This window comes from Kitasatospora sp. NPDC057936 (genome assembly GCF_042887525.1).
Lineage (GTDB): Bacteria > Actinomycetota > Actinomycetes > Streptomycetales > Streptomycetaceae > Kitasatospora.
In genome coordinates, this window is sequence record NZ_JBHVPD010000078.1 from 1 (window position 1) to 17,371 (window position 17,371).

Genomic DNA, 17,371 nt, shown 5'->3' on the forward strand with positions numbered 1-17,371 from the left:
CGGAGCGGCCACCCCCGCAGCCACCCCCGGCGAACCCCACCCACCCGAAAGCCCACGCCCCCCCAAGCCCCGCGCAGCGGCCCCCACCTCCACCCGCAACCGCCCCACCACATGCCGAATCAACCGATCCAAATCCGCGCAATACACAGACGGATGCCCGAACCCGTCCCCCGCATACCGATGCGCATAGAGCCCACCCCCACACACCCGGACCAACGGGCACCCCACACACACCGGCCCGAGCCCGTCCACCCCACGCTGGCGAGCCAAGAAGGCCGGATGCGCCGCAGCGTCGGCGAAGCCGTGCCGCCACACGTCCAGTCCCGTCGCCGCGGCGCCGTCGTACGCGGCCTTGAGACTGTCCGCCTGCTCGATCGTGCCGTCCGCCTCGATCACCACGAGGTCCACCGGCGCGAGCCCGACAGCCTCGCTGGCCGCGCGCCCTCCGAGCAGCAGCACGGCCAGCTCCTCGAACAGCCGCACGCCGGTCTCCCGCCGGGGGGCGTCGAACCACCGGTCGAAGGCGGCGATCAGCCACTCCCCGTACGGCGCCGCCTCCCCGCCGGCCGGGGGCGCGGACGGCAGGACGCGCCGCACGCCCGCCGGCTGGGACTGCCAGGTCGCGTGCGGCAGGAGCAGGTCGAGCCGGGGCGGGGCGAACTCCAGCAGGGCCTCGTAGGTGGCCACCGGGTCCGCCGCCAGGTCGACGACGCACAGCAATCCGGCGAACAGCGAGCGGTGTTCGGGCGAGCCGAGCAGCCGCACCGCTTCGGCGGTCCGCTCCCAGCTGCCCGCGCCGGAGGGCAGCAGCCGGTGCCGGTCGTGGTCGGCGCGCGTGCCGTCCAGTGACACCCCGACGCCGACGCGGTACCGGTGCAGGACGTCCAGGAGCGCGGGCTCGTCGAGCAGCCGGAGCCCGTTGGTCTGCAGGCTGAACCGGACCCGCGGCCCGGCTCCCGCCAACTCCCCCAACAGGTCGTCGAGATGACCGGCGCCGACGAGCAGCGGCTCCCCGCCGTGCAGCACCACGACGACCTCGTCGAGCCGGTGCTCGGCCGCGTGCTCGGCGATCCGGCGCGCGGTGCGCCGGACCACCGGCAGCTCCATCCGCCGGGGCCGGTCCCGCCAGCTCTGGTCCGCGGCCTCGTAGACGTAGCAGTAGTCGCAGGCCAGGTTGCACCGACTGTGGATCTTCAGCAGGAACTGCCGGAACGCCACCATACGGCGAGCCTAACCCCGCCCGGCCGAGCCCCTTGACAGCGGTGGGCGCCGATTCATTGACGACACGTCACACGTGCGGCGGCTCCACGTCCGAGTCGAGCCGCAGCCCCGCCTTCACCGCCACGGTCGTCGGGTGCTCCTCCCCCAGCGTCGCCCGGGCCCGGCGGATGCAGTCCGCCCGCAGCTCGGCCGCCCGCTCGGTCTGCCCCGCGGTCGCGAGCGACAGCGAGAGGTTGGAGTTGATGCCGATCGAGTCGTAGTGGTCCTGGCCGAGCGTCGCGGTCATGAGGGGCGCGGCCTCCAGTTCCAGGGCCAGCGCCTCCTGCGTCTCCCCGGCCAGGGCCAGGTCGTTCGCGTGGTTCATCATCGCGATCGGGATGTAGAGGTGGTGGTCCCCGAGGACCGTCCGGAACTGCGCCAGGGTCCGCCCGGACAACGCCTTCGCCTCCTCCAGGCGGCCGGCCAGCCGCAGGTAGACGGACAGGTTGTTGGCGCCCGCCAGGGTCACCGGGTGGTTCTCGCCCAGGTAGTCGCGGTACCGCGCGAGGGCCCGCTCGGCGAGCGGGATGGCCCGCTCGGTGAGGCCGAGGGCGTTGAGGTCGCTGGCCAGGTTGGTGGCGGCGGCGAGGGTGTCGGGGTGCTCGGGGCCGTTGATGTCCAGGTAGCGCTGGTAGATGTCCTCGTCTATCTCCAGGGCCTCGTTGTAGCGGCCGGCCCGCCGCAGGGCCACGGCGAGGTTCTTGCGGGCGCGGAGGGTGTCGGTGTGGCCGTCGCCGATGGTCTGCTGGTAGATCCGGACGGTCTCCTCCAGCAGGTCGAGGGCCTCCCGCAGGCGTCCGGTCTCGCGCAGGTCGCGCGCGTAGTTGGAGGCGGACGAGAGCGCGTAGAGGCTGTGCGCGCCGAGGGCGTCGCGCTGCTGGAGGTAGTTGCTGCGGTGGCGCTCCAACGCCGCCCGCCGGTCGCCGGCCAGGTAGTCGGAGACGGCGAGGTTGTTGGTGATCATGAGCGTGCGCGGGTGGTCGGGCCCGAGGGTGCGCCGGGCCGCGTCCAGGGTGCGGCGGTCGAGGGTGCGGGCCTCGTCGTAGCGGCCGAGGAAGCGCAGGTCGGCGCCGAGGCTGTTGGCGACGGCGAGGGTGTGCGAGTGCTCGGGGCCGAGGGTCGCGGTGAACCGGTCCAGGATGTCGCGGTCCATCTCGTACGCCTCCTGGAGGGCGCCCTGGGACCGGCGGATGTTGCTGAGCTGGGTGCGCAGCATGAGCGTCTGGGCGTCGTTGTCGACGTCGAAGCCGGGCCCGCCGTAGCCGTCCCGGCTCCAGTGTTCGAGCGTCCGCTCGGCGAGTTCCCGGCCGGACTCGTGCAGGCTGCGCTTCCACTGGTAGCGGACGGAGTCGATGATCCACTGCCGGACGTCCTCGTCGGCGCTGTCGACGGCGCCGGAGGGCCACAGGTGCGGCAGGAGTTCGGCGTACTCGGCCCAGTTGGCGGGGACGTCGGGGTCGCCGGGGTTGGCGGTGGCGAGCGCCGCGTGGACGACACCGCGCAGTTCGGCCCGCCGTTCCTCCTCGACCTGGTCCCGGAGCACGGCCTGGACGAGCCGGTGCACGGTGATGGTCTCGCTGCCCTGGTCGGTCCGGGCGAGCCCGAACCGGTTGATGGCGCGCAGGAATTCGCCGATCGCGAGCTTGTCGCGGGGCGCGCGCGGGGGCAGCCGCAGGGCGCGGGTGACCGCGCGGCTGTAGAGCAGCCGCATCGGGATGGCGTCGGGGCCGAAGAAGGCGCAGATCTCCAGGATCTGGGCGGCCGGGGCGTTCATCCGGCGCAGTTCCTCGACCGAGATGCGCCAGGTGGCCGCGGCGGAGTGCGGGTAGTCGGCGGTGCGCAGGGCGGTGCGCTCCAGCATCTCGGTGAGCTCTTCGTCGAGCAGTTCGAGGTAGGTGGCGATCGGCATGGACGTCTCCTGCAGCCAGACGGCGGCCTGGCCGACGGCGAGCGGCAGGTCGCCGAGGCGGTGGGCGACCTGGTCGGCGTCCTCCAGGGAGAGGCCGCTGTTGAAGCGGCGCAGCAGCCGGATGCTCTCCTCGCGGAGGAAGACGTCGACCTCGACGAGGCCGGCGTGCCGGGCCCAGCCCTGGTTGCGGGAGGTGATCAGGACGTGCCCGCCGGAGGAGCCGACCGGCTGCCAGGGGGCGAGTTCCTCGGGGGTGCCGGCGTTGTCGAAGACGAGCAGCCAGCGGCGGTAGGGCTGGCCGCGGCGCAGCGCGTCGAGGACGGCGGCGGCGGTGTGCGCGACGTCGTCGCTGGTGGGCACGCCGAGCCGCGGGGCGAGTTCGGCGAGCTTCTGCGGGATGTTGGCGGGTTCCTCCGCGGGCACCCACCAGACGACGTCGTAGGCGGCCTTGAAGCGGTGGGCGTACTCGGCGGCGATCTGTGACTTCCCGGCGCCGCCGAAGCCGTACAGGACCTGGCTGAGCACGGCGCCGGGGCCGCCGGTGAAGCGGTTGCGGAGCAGTTCGAGGAGCTTGCCACGACCGATGAAGGAGGCGTTGCGCGAGGGCGCCTCCTGGACCTGCGGGGCGGTGCCGGGGAAGCGCGCGGGGGCGAGGAACTCGCCGCTGTCGGAGTCGGACTGGCGGGCGCTGCCGGGCGGCGGGCCGAGCTCGCCGTAGAGCTGGGACTCGGCGGCGACGGCGGAGGAGCGGACGAGGTCGGGCGCGGCCTGGCCGATGAACGGGCGGGGCACCGGCTCGTCGGAGTCCTGCAGCCGCAGGGCGACGAGGGCCGGGGAGCCGGAGGCGAGTTCGCGGCCCTGGAGCAGTTGCCAGACCTCGGCGGCGCGGGGCAGCGCGGTGTACTCGGGCGAGAGCAGCGCGAGCAGCCGGCCCTGGCCGTCGAGCGGCCCGGCGACCTCGGGCGGGCGGCCGCCGGTGTACGGTTCGGCGGCGTTGTGCAGGGAGGACTGGTAGCCGAAGCGGGTGAGGGTGCCGGCCGCCCACTCGGCCCACATCCGGTCCTCGGGCGCGTAGCTGACGAAGACCTGCCGGGGCACGGCGCGGGCGGAGCGCAGGTAGGCGCCGTAGAGGCGGCGGCGGGTCTCGGAGCCGAGCGGGCGCAGGGTGCGGACCCTGCCGTCGGTGATCCAGCCGGCCAGCCGTTCGAAGGCGTTGAGCAGGCTGCGGGCCTCCTGCGGCCGGTCGGCGACGGTGGCGGGCACCTCCTCGTAGGCGTAGAACGGCTTGTACGGGACCTCGACGTCGGCCCAGTAGCCGGCCCGGCGTTCGGCGGGCAGCCAGCGGCCCAGGTAGGGCGCGAAGGCCTCGCGGGCGAAGTCGCGGCCGGCTTCGAGGCGCTCCTGCTCGGCGTCCTCGACCCGCATCGGCACCGGCAGGACGCGGATGGCCCGTTCCTCGGCCTCGGCGATGGCCCGGGCGGCGTCGACGCCGCCGCGGATGTTCTGGGCGCTGAAGGTGAAGCAGTCGACGACGGAGTCGGGCATCAGGACGGTGCAGATGCCGGAGGTGTCGCTGACGCCGGTGCGGCTGTCGATGAGCACGTAGTCGTACGTACGGGACCAGCGTTCGCGCAGCTCGCGCAGGAACTCGCCGCCGCGGATGTCCCGCCCGTGGTAGAAGCTGCGCCAGTTGAAGCTGGTGACGGCGGCGGCGTAGGCGGCGTTCTGCCGGCCGGCCGGGAGGAAGTCGAGCCGTCCGCCGGCCGGCAGGTCGAGGGCGAGGCCGCAGACGTAGGCGTCCAGCCGGCCCGGTTCGTCGAGCCAGGCGGCCGGGGGCAGGCCGGTCGGTCCGACGGCGGAGGGCAGCGCCTGTTTGACGTAGGAGCGCAGCAGGTCGATCAGGCCCTCGGTGGAGTGGAGTTCGGGGTCGACCAGCAGCGGGTGGTAGTAGCGGTGGAGGCCGGGCGCCTCCAGGTCCCAGTCGACGACGAGGACGCGCAGGCCGCGGCTGGCGAGGATCCAGCCGACGTTGGCGAGGGCCATGGTGCGGCCGGTGCCGCCCTTGAAGGAGTAGAACGTGACGACCGATCCCGGTCCGCCGCGGGCCGGCTCTGTTCCGGGCTCAGTGATCATCGTCCTGGTCTCCCCTCAGGGGCGCTGCGTCGTCGTGGTGGTCGCGCGGGTTCGGCACGTCGGGCGGGTTGGGCCACCGCCCCGGTTCCCGTGGCGGGGTCTCCGGGGCCGGCTGCGGACCGAACGGGATGGCCAGCCCGGGGATCGCCCGTTCGCCGGTGCCGCCGGGGCCGAAGCCGAATGCGCCACCGTCATCGTCCCCCCAGTCCAGGTTGTCGTCCATGAGCTTGTTCTGAGCGACCGTCACCATGATGGTGAGGTCGGAGTCGAAGTTCTCCCGGTTCACCTTGACGCGGAAGAGGTGCTCCGGGTCGCTCCGGCGCAGCCAGTTGCGGCGGAACACGCCGCGCACGCCGGCCCAGAGCGCGTCGCGCTCCCCCTCCGGGTCGGCGCTGCCCATCGGGACCATCACGCCGGTGACGGGGTGGTTCTGGTCGTCGTACTCGCGCAGTGCGGTGCGGTAGCGGTCGTGCCCGGCCACCCAGGGGTCCACCAGCAGGACGCTGACCTGGCTGTCCTCGCGGGCCTGGTCGAGCTTCTCGCCGAGGCCCGTGCCGACCTCCTCCAGGGTGGTGGTGTGTCCGGCGGCGGTGATCACCCGCTGGGCGCGCACCGCGAGGGACGGCGTCGTGGGCGGGTGGTACGGCGCCCAGTGCCAGGGCTTGGCCCCGTACCAGCCGCCGGCGTGGGAGCCGCCCTCGGCGGCGGCCTCCGAGGCCCGGCCGGCCGCGATGAACAGCCGGACCATGCCCGCGGCGGCCGTGGGCTCCACCGGCTGCGGGCCGGGGAAGTAGCCGCGCACCGCGTTGAGGTCGAAGTCGGCGAGCTCGGTGAGGCGGCGCGCGGCCGCGTCGCGGACGCGCTCGGCGACGACCTTGACGACCTGCCGGTAGGCGTCGCCCTGCGGCCCGGTGCGCAGCAGCGCGCGCAGGCCGTACCGCGCGTAGGCCTCGCCCATGTCCGGCTGGGCCCACTGGATCTTGGTGACCTCGGCGGCCAACTCGCCCGGGACGACCGGTTCCCAGAGCACCGGGACCAGCGCCGGGATGAGCTCGCCGGTGTCCTCGTGGTGGCGCCGGACGCGGCCGCGGAAGGCGGTCCACTCCTTGCCGCAGTAGAGGCTGGCGAAGTAGGCGGGCGAGTAGAGCGCGACCATCGTGCGGCTGCGGCCCAGCATGGTGGCGAGCTGCTCGGCCCAGTCGTCGCCGACGCGCAGTTGCTCGGTGTCGCGGTACGCCAGCTCCTCGGCCCGCGCGGCGGGTTCGATGCGCCCGAGCTCGTCTCTCAGATCGTTGAAGAACTGGTCGACGAAGGCGTCCTCCGCCTCGAAGTCCACACGGGCGTAGCTGAAGAAGAAGTAAGGCTGCAGCACTCTGTCCCCCGAGGCCCGACGGTGTCGCGACGGCGCTGGTTTCATACCCAGCATGTCGTGAACTCCACCGGCCGCGCGGGGAAGTTGGCGAACTCGGAGGCTCCGGGGGGTTTAACCGGTGGTGGGGCGCACGCCCCGGCAGGCCCCGCTACCGCCCTCGCTACCGGCCGAGCGCCGACTGGAACGCCGCGAGCGGTTCCGCGCCGGGGGTCAGCGCGTCCGCGACCACCCGGCGCAGCAGGTCGCCGAGGACGGTGTCGGGCAGCGCGTCGAGTTCGTCGAGCGGCAGGGCGGCGACGTCGACCAGGTCAGAGCCGAGTCCAGCGGCGGTTTCCGCACCGGTGACGCCCATCAGTCCCTCACTCGATCGTGTCGGCACGGCGGGCTGGTGCCCCGGTGGGATCCGACCCAGGTCCGCGCGGGCAGAATGCTACTACGCCGCACCTTGATCATGACGGACCGTCAGGTCAACTGTGCCGCCGCGCCCGCCGCGCCCCCGCCCCGCCGTCAGGGGCAGAGGCGTTCGACGCGCCAGCCGGTGGGGGCGGCGGGGTCGGCGAGGTAGCGGAGGCGGTCGTGGAGGCGGTTCTCGCGGCCCTGCCAGAACTCGACGCTCTCCGGGACCACCCGGTAGCCGCCCCAGAACGGCGGGACGGGCACGCCCTCGCCCTCGGGGTAGCGGCGTTCCAGTTCGGCGTAGCGCCGTTCGAGGACCTCGCGGCCGGCGACCGGACTGGACTGCTCGCTGGCCCAGGCGCCGAGCTGGGAGCCGTGCGGGCGGGTGCGGAAGTAGGCGGCGGTCTCGTCCCGGCCGACCTTCTCGACCCGGCCCTGGACGATGACCTGGCGGGCCAGCGCGATCCACGGGAAGAGCAGGGCCGCGTGCGGGTTCGCCGAGAGCTCCGAGCCCTTGGTGGAGCCGTAGTTGGTATAGAAAACGAAGCCGCGCGCGTCGTAGCCCTTGAGCAGGACGGTGCGCGAGTTGGGCCGCCCCTGGGCGTCGGCGGTGGAGAGCACCATGGCGTTGGGCTCGATCACGCCGGCGTCGTCCGCCTCGTGGAACCAGCGGGTGAACTGGCCGAGCGGGTCGGGCGCGAGCTGCTCCTCGACCAGGCCCTCGTGGGTGTAGTGCTTGCGCATCACCGTGAGGTCCGGACCGGGCCGGGCCTCGTCGGCCAGGTTCCGGGTGGCGGGGCTCAGGGGCGTCGACTGGGCGCGTTCCGGGGTCTGCACGCCAACATCATCCCGTACGACAAGCAACCGGCACCGCTACCTCGAGACAAACCCCGGTGGGAGATAAGGTGACTCGCCACCGCTTGGCCGCCCGTCGTACGGTGAATTGTCCGGAACACGGCTTTCGGTTCCGGAGATTTCCCGGGCACGACCGACCCTCGGCGGAAAAGTCAAGCGGGCCCGCGGGAAACATCACCACGGTGGTGTATGGCGCAATGCACCCCGTGCCTGCCACTCTGGCACCGAGTGCCAACCACCATTCGGTCACTGGCGTGCCCGCCCCACCACGGCGGAGCGCCGATCGCAGAACTGAAGGAGCCGTCGCATGTCCGACTTCGTACCCGGGCTTGAGGGAGTCGTCGCGTTCGAGAGCGAGATCGCGGAGCCCGACCGCGAGGGCGGCGCCCTCCGATACCGCGGTGTGGACATCGACGACCTGGTCGGCAAGGTCTCCTTCGGCCACGTGTGGGGCCTGCTGGTGGACGGCAAGTTCAACCCCGGCCTGCCGGCCGCCGAGCCCTTCCCGATCCCGGTGCACTCCGGCGACATCCGGGTCGACGTCCAGTCCGCGCTCGCCATGCTCGCCCCGGTCTGGGGCCTCAAGCCGCTGCTCGACATCTCCGCCGAGCAGGCCCGCGACGACCTCGCCCGCGCCGCCGTCATGGCCCTGTCCTACGTCGCCCAGTCGGCCCGCGGCCAGGGCCTGCCGATGGTCCCGCAGAGCGAGATCGACAAGGCCGAGACGGTCGTCGAGCGGTTCATGATCCGCTGGCGCGGCGAGCCGGACCCGAAGCACGTCAAGGCCGTCGACGCGTACTGGACCTCGGCCGCCGAGCACGGCATGAACGCCTCCACCTTCACCGCCCGCGTCATCGCCTCCACCGGCGCCGACGTCGCCGCCGCGCTGTCCGGCGCGGTCGGCGCGATGTCCGGCCCGCTGCACGGCGGTGCGCCCTCCCGCGTGCTCGGCATGATCGAGGAGATCGAGCGCACCGGCGACGCGGTCACGTGGGTCAAGAACGCGCTGGACAAGGGCGAGCGCCTGATGGGCTTCGGCCACCGCGTCTACCGCGCCGAGGACCCGCGCGCCCGCGTGCTGCGCCGCACCGCCAAGGAGCTCGGCGCGCCGCGCTTCGAGGTCGCCGAGGCGCTGGAGAAGGCCGCGCTGGAGGAGCTGCACAACCGCCGCCCGGACCGCGTCCTCGCCACCAACGTCGAGTTCTGGGCCGCCATCATGCTGGACTTCGCCGAGGTCCCGGCGCACATGTTCACCTCGATGTTCACGTGCGCGCGCACGGCCGGCTGGTCGGCGCACATCCTGGAGCAGAAGCGCACGGGCCGGCTCGTGCGCCCCTCCGCGCGCTACATCGGCCCCGGCGCGCGTCGCCCCGAGGAGATCGAGGGCTGGGACGCCATCGTCCACTGACGTCAGGCGGACGCCCCCGGCGTCCCCCTGACGCACCGTCCCTGACCAGCGGGTCCGGCTCCGGCCGGACCCGCTTCGGCTTGTCCGGGAGCAGTCGAGATCACAGTCTCAGGACGCGGACGACCGTATCCCCGCCCGTGCCCCGGCCGGTAGGCTGCGGCGCGTGGCTCAGATCCAGATCCCCGCTGACATCAAGCCCGCAGACGGCCGTTTCGGCTGCGGACCGTCCAAGGTGCGCCCCGAGGCCCTGAGTGCCCTCGCCGCCACCCAGACCTCCCTGCTCGGCACCTCCCACCGCCAGGCCCCGGTGAAGAACCTGGTCAAGCGCGTGCGCGAGGGCGTGAGCAGCCTGTTCTCGCTGCCCGAGGGCTACGAGGTGGTGCTCGGCAACGGCGGCTCCACCGCCTTCTGGGACATCGCCGCCTTCGGCCTGGTGCGGGAGAAGTCCCAGCACCTGGACTTCGGCGAGTTCTCCTCGAAGTTCGCCTCCTCGGTCAAGGCCGCGCCGTGGCTGGGCGAGCCGAGCGTGATCAAGACCGCCCCGGGCACCCACCCGCTGCCGGTCGCCGAGGCCGGCGTGGACGTCTACGGCCTCACCCACAACGAGACCTCGACCGGTGTCGCGATGCCGATCGCGCGCCCGGCGGGCGCGGACGAGGGCTCGCTGGTGCTGGTGGACGCCACCTCGGGCGCCGGCGGCCTGCCGGTGGACATCACCGAGACCGACGTCTACTACTTCGCCCCGCAGAAGTCCTTCGCCTCCGAGGGCGGCCTGTGGCTGGCCACCTTCTCCCCGGCCGCCCTGGAGCGCGCCGCCGAGATCGCCGCCTCCGGCCGCTACATCCCGCCGTTCTTCTCGCTGCCGACGGCCATCGACAACTCGTCGAAGGACCAGACGTACAACACCCCGTCGCTCTCCACGCTGTTCCTGCTGGCCGACCAGCTGGAGTGGCTGAACGGCAACGGCGGGCTCGACTGGGCCGTCGCCCGTACGGCTGATTCCTCGTCCCGGCTGTACGGCTGGGCCGAGAAGTCGTCCTACGCGACCCCGTTCGTCGCCAACCCGGCCGAGCGCTCGCAGGTGGTCGGCACGATCGACTTCGACGAGTCGGTGGACGCCGCCGCGGTCGCCAAGGCACTGCGTGCCAACGGCATCGTGGACACCGAGCCGTACCGCAAGCTCGGCCGCAACCAGCTGCGCATCGCGATGTTCCCGGCGATCGACCCGGCGGACGTCGAGGCGCTCACGCAGTGCATCGACTACGTGGTCGAGGCGCTCTAGCACCCGGCACACCGACGACGAGAGGGCCACCGCACGCGTGCGGTGGCCCTCTCGTCATTGCCGCGTGGCTGCTGCCGGAGTGTTGCCGGAGTGCCGCCGGACTGCCCCCGGCGGGAGGCCCGCCGGGGTGCCGCCGCTACCGGTTGACCAGCGAGCCGACCAGGACGACGACCAGCAGGAGCACCAGGGTGCCGGTCACGATGCGCATGCGAGTCTTGGGATCCACGGTCAACGAGCGTACCTCCGGCTCACCCCCGGCTAGACGCCGAGTCCGGCCCCGCCGGTGGCGTCGATGTTCTGGCCGGTGACCCACCGGGAGTCGGCGGAGGCCAGGAAGGCCACGATGTCGGCGATGTCCGACACCTCGGCGACCCGCTTGAGCACCGACTGCCCGGCCGTCCGCTCCCGCGCCGCGGGGTCCTCCAGCCACGGGTTGACGTCGGTCGGGACGACGCCGGGCCGCACCGCGTTCACGGTGATCCCGCGCGGCCCGAGCTCCTCGGCCAGGGCCAGGGTGAAGGTCTCCAGCGCGCCCTTGGTCATCGCGTAGGCGATGGCCGACGGGAAGGCCACCCGGGTCACGGCGGACGAGACGTTGACGATCCGCCCGCCGTCCCGCAGGCGCTCCAGGCCGCGCTGGACGACGAAGAACGGCGCCTTGGCGTTCACCGCGAACACCTCGTCGTAGCCCGCCTCGGCCAGCTCGTGGACCCTCCCGAACAGGCCCATGCCCGCGTTGTTGACCAGGACGTCCAGCCCCTCGGCTCCCCCGCCGTGGCTGGCCCCGTGCTCGGCGCCGTACGCCGCCAGCCCCTGGTCGAAGGCCGCCCACAGCGCGTCGGCGTCGCCGGGCACGCCCAATTCGGCGCCGATGGCGAAGGCCCGTCCGCCCGCCGCCTCGATCGTCCGCACGACCTCCTCGGCGGCCTTCCCGTTGCGGCCGTAGTGCACGGCGACCAGCGCGCCGTCCCGGCCGAGCCGCTCGGCGATGCCCCGCCCGATGCCCCGGCTGCCACCCGTCACCAGTGCCGTCTTCCCTGCCAGCGCGCCCATGGCCACGCCCCCTCACTCCGGTCGACTCCTGCAGCGATCTGTTTCTGTAGTGATCGCTAATGAATAGAACCGTAGCACGGCTTCTGTAGCGCTCGATATAAAATCTGGCCATGACCAGCACGACGCGCGGGCGCCCCCGCTCCTTCGACCGCGAGGCCGCCCTCGAACAGGCCCTGCGGCTCTTCTGGGAGCGCGGCTACGAGGCCACCTCGGTCGCCGACCTCACCGCCGCCATGGGCATCCGCCCGCCGAGCCTGTACGCGGCCTTCGGCGACAAGCGGACGCTCTTCGCCGAGGTCGTGGCCCGCTACCAGGAGACGTACGGCATCCACACGGCGCGCGCCTTCGCGGAGGAGCCGACCACCAGGGCCGGCGTCGACCGGATGCTGCGCGAAGCCGCGGCCGTGCTCACCGACCCGGCCCACCCCTGGGGCTGCCTGCTGGTCGGCTCGACGGTCAACTGCACCTCGCCCGACGTCGTGCAGGCCGTCCGCGAGCAGCGCGAGGCCAACGTGCGCGACCTGGAGTCCCGGATCCGCGCCGACGTCGCCGCCGGCCTGGAGCCGGCCGGCACCGACCCGGCCGCGCTGGCGCAGTTCATCGCGACCGTCGTCCACGGCATGACGCTGCGCGCCCGCGACGGCGCGAGCCGGGCGGAGCTGGAGCAGGTCGCGGCCGTCGCGATGCGCGCCTGGCCGTGATCAGCCGACCGCCCAGCGCGCCAACGGCCACGCGCGGACGGTCTCGTAGTGCGCGAAGCCGCCGTCCAGGTCGCTCTTCATCAGGCGCAGGTCGGCGGCCTCCCACTCCGGCCCCCGGTAGTCGGCCAGCGCGGCGGCCAGTCCCTCCAGCTCGGCCGCCGCGACCCGCTGGACGGCTCTCCGGTGCCCGCGCGACGAACCGGCCCGGGCGAGCGTGAGGTGCGGATGGAAGGCGAACGCGTCCACCTCGCCGGTGACGTCCGCGGTGGCCTCGTTCACGGCCTCGGCGAGCCTGCGCAGCGCCCAGGCCTGCCCCTCGACCCCCGCCCAGAGCACCCGGTCGCCGAACCGGCCCGCACCCGCGAGCCGCAGCCGGTGCGCCGGGTGGGCCTCGGCGACGGCGGCCAGGGCCGTCTCCAGCTCCGGCAACCGGTCCTCCGGCACCTGCCCGAGGAAGGCCAGCGTCAGGTGCCAGCCGTCGACCGTGGTCCAGCGCAGCCGGTCCGCCCCGGGCAGCCCGCGCACCGGCGCCACCGCGTCGGAGAGCCCCTGCAACGCCTCGACCGGCGGGAGCACCGCCACGAACAATCTCATGGTCTTATCTTCCGCCCTTCCGCCGAGCCGTCGTCTGCACTAGAACTTTCTCCATGAAGATCCGCAACGGGGGCCCCGAAGACGTGCCCGACCTGCTCGCCCTGCTCGACGGCGCCGTGGCCTGGCTGGCCGGCCAGGGCCGCACCGGCCAGTGGGGCGACCAGCCCTTCTCCACCCTCCCGGCCCGGGTGGAGCACGTCGAGAAGTACGGCCGCGAGCCGTTCCTGATGCGCCTGGCCGTGGACGACGAGGGCCGCACCGTCGGCGCGTGCGTCCTGTCCGAGGAGCGGGGGCAGTACATCCCCGCGGTGGACGAGCGCGAGCTGTACGTCCGCAACCTGGTGACCGACCGCACGCGCAAGGGCTCGGGCATCGGCGCCGCGCTGATCGCCGACGCGCTCGACGAGACCCGCCGGCGCGGCATCGGCCTGCTCCGGGTGGACTGCTACGGCGGCAACGACCGCAAGCTCGTCGGCCAGTACCGGGCCCTCGGCTTCACCGAGACCGAGTCCTTCGAGGTCGAGCAGCCGAACGGCGTGTGGGTCGGCCAGGTCCTGGAGATCCGGCTCTAAGGCGTCCGGGTACACCTCAGGCCTCGGGGGCGTTGCCGCACCCGAGGCCTGACGATTCGTCAGCAGGCCGGAGCCAGCTGAGACTTGGACGTGGTCCGGGTCCGCGGCACGACGGCCACCACCCGGCCGCCGCGGCCCGGGTGCAGGTCGAAGCGCACCTTCAGGTCCGCGCTGCGGGCGAGCACCAGGCCCACCGCACCGGCCGCCAGCGCGGACACCAGCCCGCAGGCCAGCAACCCGAGCCGGGGCCCGTACGAGGCGGTGACCCAGCCCACGATCGGCGCGCCGATCGGCGTGCCGCCGGTGAAGACCAGCACCAGCAGGCCCATCACCCGGCCCCGCATCTCGGGGTCGGTGGCCAGCTGCAGCATCGAGTTGACCGAGGTGTTGAAGCTCAGCCCGAACACCCCGATCAGCGTCAGCAGCGCCGCGAAGGTCCAGTAGTCGGGCGCGAACGCGGCCACGACCTCCAGCGCGCCGAAGCCCAGCGCCGCCGCCACCAGCCGGCGCAGGCGCGGCGCGCCCCGGCGGGCCGCGAGCAGCGCTCCGGCCAGCGAGCCGACCGCCATCGCGGTGTTCAGCAGGCCGTACTGCCCGGCGCCCACCTTGAAGGTGTCGTGCGCGAAACCGGCCAGCAGCGTCGGGAAGTTGAAGCCGAAGGTGCCGATGAACCCGGCGAGCACCATCGGCCAGAGCAGCTCGGGCCGCTCCTTCACGTACCGCAGTCCCTCGCGCAGCTGCCCCTTCTCGCGGGCGATCGGCTCGGTCGGGCGCAGCTCGCTCTCCCGCATCGCGAGCAGTCCGCCGATCACGGCGGCGAAGGACAGCGCGTTGACGGCGAACGCCCAGCCGCTGCCGACCGCGGCGATCAGCAGGCCCGCGACGGCGGGGCCGACCAGGCGCGCGGTCTGGAAGTTGGCGGCGTTGAGGCTGACCGCGTTGGCGAGGTCCTTCGGGCCGACCATCTCGGACACGAAGGCCTGCCGGGTGGGGTTGTCCACCACGGTGACCAGGCCGAGGAGCAGGGCGAACGCGTACACGTAGTACGGCGTCACGATGCCGCCGACGGTCATCACGGCGAGGCCCGCGGCGAGCAGGCCCATCGCGCCCTGGGTGTAGATCAGCAGCCGGCGCTTGGGCATCCGGTCGGCGAGGACGCCGCCGAACAGGCCCAGCAGCAGCATCGGCAGGAACTGCATCGCGGTGGTGATGCCGACGGCGAGCGGGCTGCCGGTGAGGCTGAGCACCAGCCAGTCCTGGGCGATCCGCTGCATCCAGGTACCGGTGTTGGACACCACCTGGCCGGCGAAGTAGTAGCGGTAGTTGCGAACGCGCAGTGAGGAGAACATCCCCCGGGGCCGCGTGAAGGTGGCACCGGTCGGGGATGCGGCCGCGTGGCTGCGGCCGGGAGCGGCGGGGTCGTCCGCCGCGGTGCGTTCGTCGGGGTCGTCGTCGCCGTTGCCCGGCAGCCCCGTGGGGGCGGGTGCCTGGCTGTCGGCGGCCGCGGCGGTGGCCGCGGCGGGGTCGGTGGTCGGCTCGTCGGTACGGATGGCGGCGGCGGCTGCGGCCGGCGGTGTCACGGTGTTCTCCCCTCGCGGCGCGACGGCCCGTACAACGGCCGTCGCGCTCCTGGTGTTCGTGGTCGGTCCTGCGGTGATGCGGTGCTCCTTCTTCTCCGACTGGCAGGTCGGACTGGGCGTGCCTAGAGGTGTGCGAGCTTGTAGAGCACGGGCGCGGCCTCCCGGAGGACGGCCCATTCCTCCTCGTCGAGCCCTTCGGCGAGCTCGGCGAGCCAGGCGTTGCGACGCCGGCGGCTCTCCGCCAGGATCGCCTCGGCCTGCTCGGTGCTGCTGACGACCACCTGGCGGCGGTCCTCGGGGTGCGGCTCGCGCCGCACGAGCCCCTTCTCCTCCAGCATCGCGACGATCCTGGTCATCGAAGGGGGCTGCACGTGCTCCTTCCGGGCGAGCTCACCCGGCGTGGCCTTTCCGCACCGGGCGAGGGTGCCCAGCACCCCCATCTCGGTAGGGCTCAGCGACTCCTCGACCCGCTGGTGTTTGAGCCGGCGGGAGAGGCGCATCGTGGACGATCGCAGCTGGTTGACCGCTGCGAGGTCCTGCTCGGACATCTCGGGCATGGTCGTTAGCTTACGTCATTACTCTCGCTAACGAAAATTGGTTACCGCCCTCCCCACCCTCCCCGCGGTCCACCGCCGCGCCGGAAGATCGCCCCGGTGCCATATTGGACATAGGTCTCGACTCCCAGAAGGGCCGACCAGACATGTCCGACCTCGCCGCCGACCAGGCCGCCCCGAACGGCACCGGCTTCGCCCGGCTCGCCCTGGTCACCATCGACTGCGCCGACCCGGTCGCGCTGGCCGGGTTCTACGGCGAACTGCTCGGCTGGGAGACCCGCCACGCGGACGAGCACTTCGCGATCCTCGACAACCCCGAGGGCGGCAGCCCGCTGGCCTTCGGACGGGTCACCGGCTACCGCCCGGAGCCCTGGACGGAACCGGACGGCGGCAAGCACTTCCACCTCGACTTCTACGTCGACGACCTCGACGAGGCCATCGGCCGGGCCCTGGAGCTCGGCGCCACCGAGCCGACGTACCAGCACGGCCGCACGCTCAAGGTGCTGATCGACCCAGCCGGCCACCCGTTCGGGCTAGCCCCCCTGGACTAACCCACGAACGGGCCCGGCGGACCTGCGCAGAGGGTGTCAGGGATTGGTGCCAAGATCATGCAGGCCCCGTAAAGGCCCACGCTGACCTGGGACTTCACGAAAACGCCGAACCTTGTGCGGCCGCCGGGCAGTGGTTACTGTCCCGGTTGTCAGGGCCCCGTTGTCAGGGGCACCACATGTCAGGGGCACCATGCCAGGTCTCCCCCCGGCGGACCCCGTCCGTGCCCACTGCGCACGCCTTCCCACGCGCCCCACCGGCCGTCCCGTTCCTCCCGGCAGTCCCGCGTCCGCCCGAGCCCTGGCGCCCTCTTCCCCCCTCATCCGTCCAGGGAGCTGTCATTGGGTGAGATCCACCATGCCGACCACGGCTGGATAACACCGGCGGTCTCGTACTTCGTCGCCTGCCTCGGCTCGTTCGTCGCCCTGCGCAGCGCCCGCTGGGCGCTCGTCTCCCAGGGCCGCACCCGGGTCAACTGGCTGCTCTTCGCGGCCACTTCGCTCGGCGCCGGAATCTGGTCCATGCACTTCATCGCGATGCTCGGCTTCTCCGTCAGCGGCGTCGACATCACCTACCGGCCCGGGCCGACGGTGCTCAGCCTCGTGGTCGCGATCGTCGTCGTCGGCGTCGGCCTGTTCACCGTCGGGTACAGCAGGCGCCCGGTGCTGTCGCTGCTCGCCGGCGGCCTGACCACGGGCCTCGGGGTCGCGGCGATGCACTACCTCGGCATGGCCGCGATGGTCCTGCCCGGGCACGTGCACTACGACCGCACGACGGTCGGGCTGTCCATCGGCATCGCGGTGTTCGCGGCGACGGCCGCGCTCTGGGCCGCGCTGAACATCCGCGGCACGCTGGCCGTCCTGGCGGCGGCGCCGGTGATGGGCGTCGCCGTGTGCGCGATGCACTACACGGGCATGTCGGCGCTCTCCGTCGAACTCGACTTCTCGCAGAACACCCAGGGCGGCGTGATGGCGCTGGAGTTCATCTTCCCGCTCGGGGTCGGGCTCGGCTGCTACGTGTTCTTCGGCGCGCTCGCCTTCGCGGTGTCGCCGAGCAAGAGCGTCACCCAGCCCGTCGTCGTCGGCCACGCCGCACCACTGGCCGCACGCCGGCGCTGAGCGCTCGCCGGCTCTGAGTGCTCGCCGACACTCAG

General features: G+C 72.9%; 15 protein-coding genes. 6 read left to right on the plus strand and 9 right to left on the minus strand.

What is annotated here, in order from left to right:
• The 5 genes from ACFVU9_RS32360 to pdxH all read right to left on the minus strand — a co-directional run.
• Positions 1-1,221: FxsB family cyclophane-forming radical SAM/SPASM peptide maturase (locus ACFVU9_RS32360; protein WP_387599570.1), on the minus strand; the 1,221-nt coding region annotated here is incomplete at its 3' end.
• Between the two features lie 67 nt (positions 1,222-1,288).
• Positions 1,289-5,302, minus strand: a complete 4,014-nt coding sequence (fxsT, locus tag ACFVU9_RS32365) for an FxSxx-COOH system tetratricopeptide repeat protein (RefSeq protein WP_380435560.1) — start codon at positions 5,300-5,302, stop codon at positions 1,289-1,291.
• The gene (locus ACFVU9_RS32370) at positions 5,292-6,674 is read right to left on the minus strand and encodes a TIR-like protein FxsC (RefSeq protein ID WP_380435558.1); all 1,383 of its coding nucleotides are present in this window, start codon (positions 6,672-6,674) and stop codon (positions 5,292-5,294) included. Before ACFVU9_RS32370 ends, fxsT begins: the two co-directional genes overlap by 11 nt.
• A 160-nt stretch (positions 6,675-6,834) precedes the next feature.
• Positions 6,835-7,026, minus strand: a complete 192-nt coding sequence (fxsA, locus tag ACFVU9_RS32375) for an FxSxx-COOH cyclophane-containing RiPP peptide (RefSeq protein ID WP_359967709.1) — start codon at positions 7,024-7,026, stop codon at positions 6,835-6,837.
• Positions 7,027-7,181: 155 nt separating this feature from the next.
• Positions 7,182-7,814, minus strand: a complete 633-nt coding sequence (gene pdxH / locus ACFVU9_RS32380) for a pyridoxamine 5'-phosphate oxidase (protein WP_380435760.1) — start codon at positions 7,812-7,814, stop codon at positions 7,182-7,184.
• Positions 7,815-8,232: 418 nt separating this feature from the next.
• Between pdxH and ACFVU9_RS32385 the strand changes: the two genes are divergently transcribed.
• Positions 8,233-9,333, plus strand: coding sequence for a citrate synthase 2 (locus tag ACFVU9_RS32385; protein WP_380435555.1), 1,101 nt, complete (start codon positions 8,233-8,235; stop codon positions 9,331-9,333).
• A 163-nt stretch (positions 9,334-9,496) separates the two neighbouring features.
• Positions 9,497-10,615 carry a phosphoserine transaminase gene (gene serC, locus ACFVU9_RS32390; RefSeq protein ID WP_380435553.1) on the plus strand — a complete coding sequence of 373 codons (1,119 nt, stop codon included), beginning with the start codon at positions 9,497-9,499 and terminating at the stop codon, positions 10,613-10,615.
• Positions 10,616-10,873: 258 nt separating this feature from the next.
• On the opposite strand, the gene ACFVU9_RS32395 is transcribed toward serC, so the two are convergent.
• On the minus strand, positions 10,874-11,668 hold the full coding sequence (locus ACFVU9_RS32395; protein WP_387599575.1) for an SDR family oxidoreductase: 795 nt from the start codon (positions 11,666-11,668) through the stop codon (positions 10,874-10,876).
• A gap of 110 nt (positions 11,669-11,778) precedes the next feature.
• Between ACFVU9_RS32395 and ACFVU9_RS32400 the strand changes: the two genes are divergently transcribed.
• Positions 11,779-12,369 (plus strand): TetR/AcrR family transcriptional regulator, encoded by a 591-nt coding sequence (locus ACFVU9_RS32400; protein WP_380498372.1) that lies wholly within the window; start codon positions 11,779-11,781, stop codon positions 12,367-12,369.
• Here the strand turns inward: ACFVU9_RS32400 and thpR are convergent, their stop codons facing one another.
• Entirely contained in the window at positions 12,370-12,963 is a 594-nt protein-coding gene (gene thpR / locus ACFVU9_RS32405) for an RNA 2',3'-cyclic phosphodiesterase (protein WP_387599579.1), read from the minus strand.
• Between the two features lie 53 nt (positions 12,964-13,016).
• On the opposite strand from thpR, the gene ACFVU9_RS32410 reads away from it, so the two are divergent.
• Positions 13,017-13,535: a GNAT family N-acetyltransferase gene (locus ACFVU9_RS32410; protein ID WP_387599582.1), complete on the plus strand. Its 519-nt coding sequence runs from the start codon at positions 13,017-13,019 to the stop codon at positions 13,533-13,535.
• Between the two features lie 59 nt (positions 13,536-13,594).
• Here the strand turns inward: ACFVU9_RS32410 and ACFVU9_RS32415 are convergent, their stop codons facing one another.
• Both ACFVU9_RS32415 and ACFVU9_RS32420 read right to left on the minus strand, forming a co-directional pair.
• Positions 13,595-15,115 carry an MFS transporter gene (locus ACFVU9_RS32415; protein WP_387599585.1) on the minus strand — a complete coding sequence of 507 codons (1,521 nt, stop codon included), beginning with the start codon at positions 15,113-15,115 and terminating at the stop codon, positions 13,595-13,597.
• Between the two features lie 122 nt (positions 15,116-15,237).
• The gene (locus ACFVU9_RS32420) at positions 15,238-15,672 is read right to left on the minus strand and encodes a MarR family transcriptional regulator (RefSeq protein ID WP_359967692.1); all 435 of its coding nucleotides are present in this window, start codon (positions 15,670-15,672) and stop codon (positions 15,238-15,240) included.
• A gap of 143 nt (positions 15,673-15,815) precedes the next feature.
• Between ACFVU9_RS32420 and ACFVU9_RS32425 the strand changes: the two genes are divergently transcribed.
• Positions 15,816-16,220: a VOC family protein gene (locus ACFVU9_RS32425; protein ID WP_380435541.1), complete on the plus strand. Its 405-nt coding sequence runs from the start codon at positions 15,816-15,818 to the stop codon at positions 16,218-16,220.
• Positions 16,221-16,559: 339 nt separating this feature from the next.
• Positions 16,560-17,336 carry an MHYT domain-containing protein gene (locus ACFVU9_RS32430; RefSeq protein ID WP_380435539.1) on the plus strand — a complete coding sequence of 259 codons (777 nt, stop codon included), beginning with the start codon at positions 16,560-16,562 and terminating at the stop codon, positions 17,334-17,336.
• The last annotated feature ends 35 nt before the right edge of the window (positions 17,337-17,371 follow it).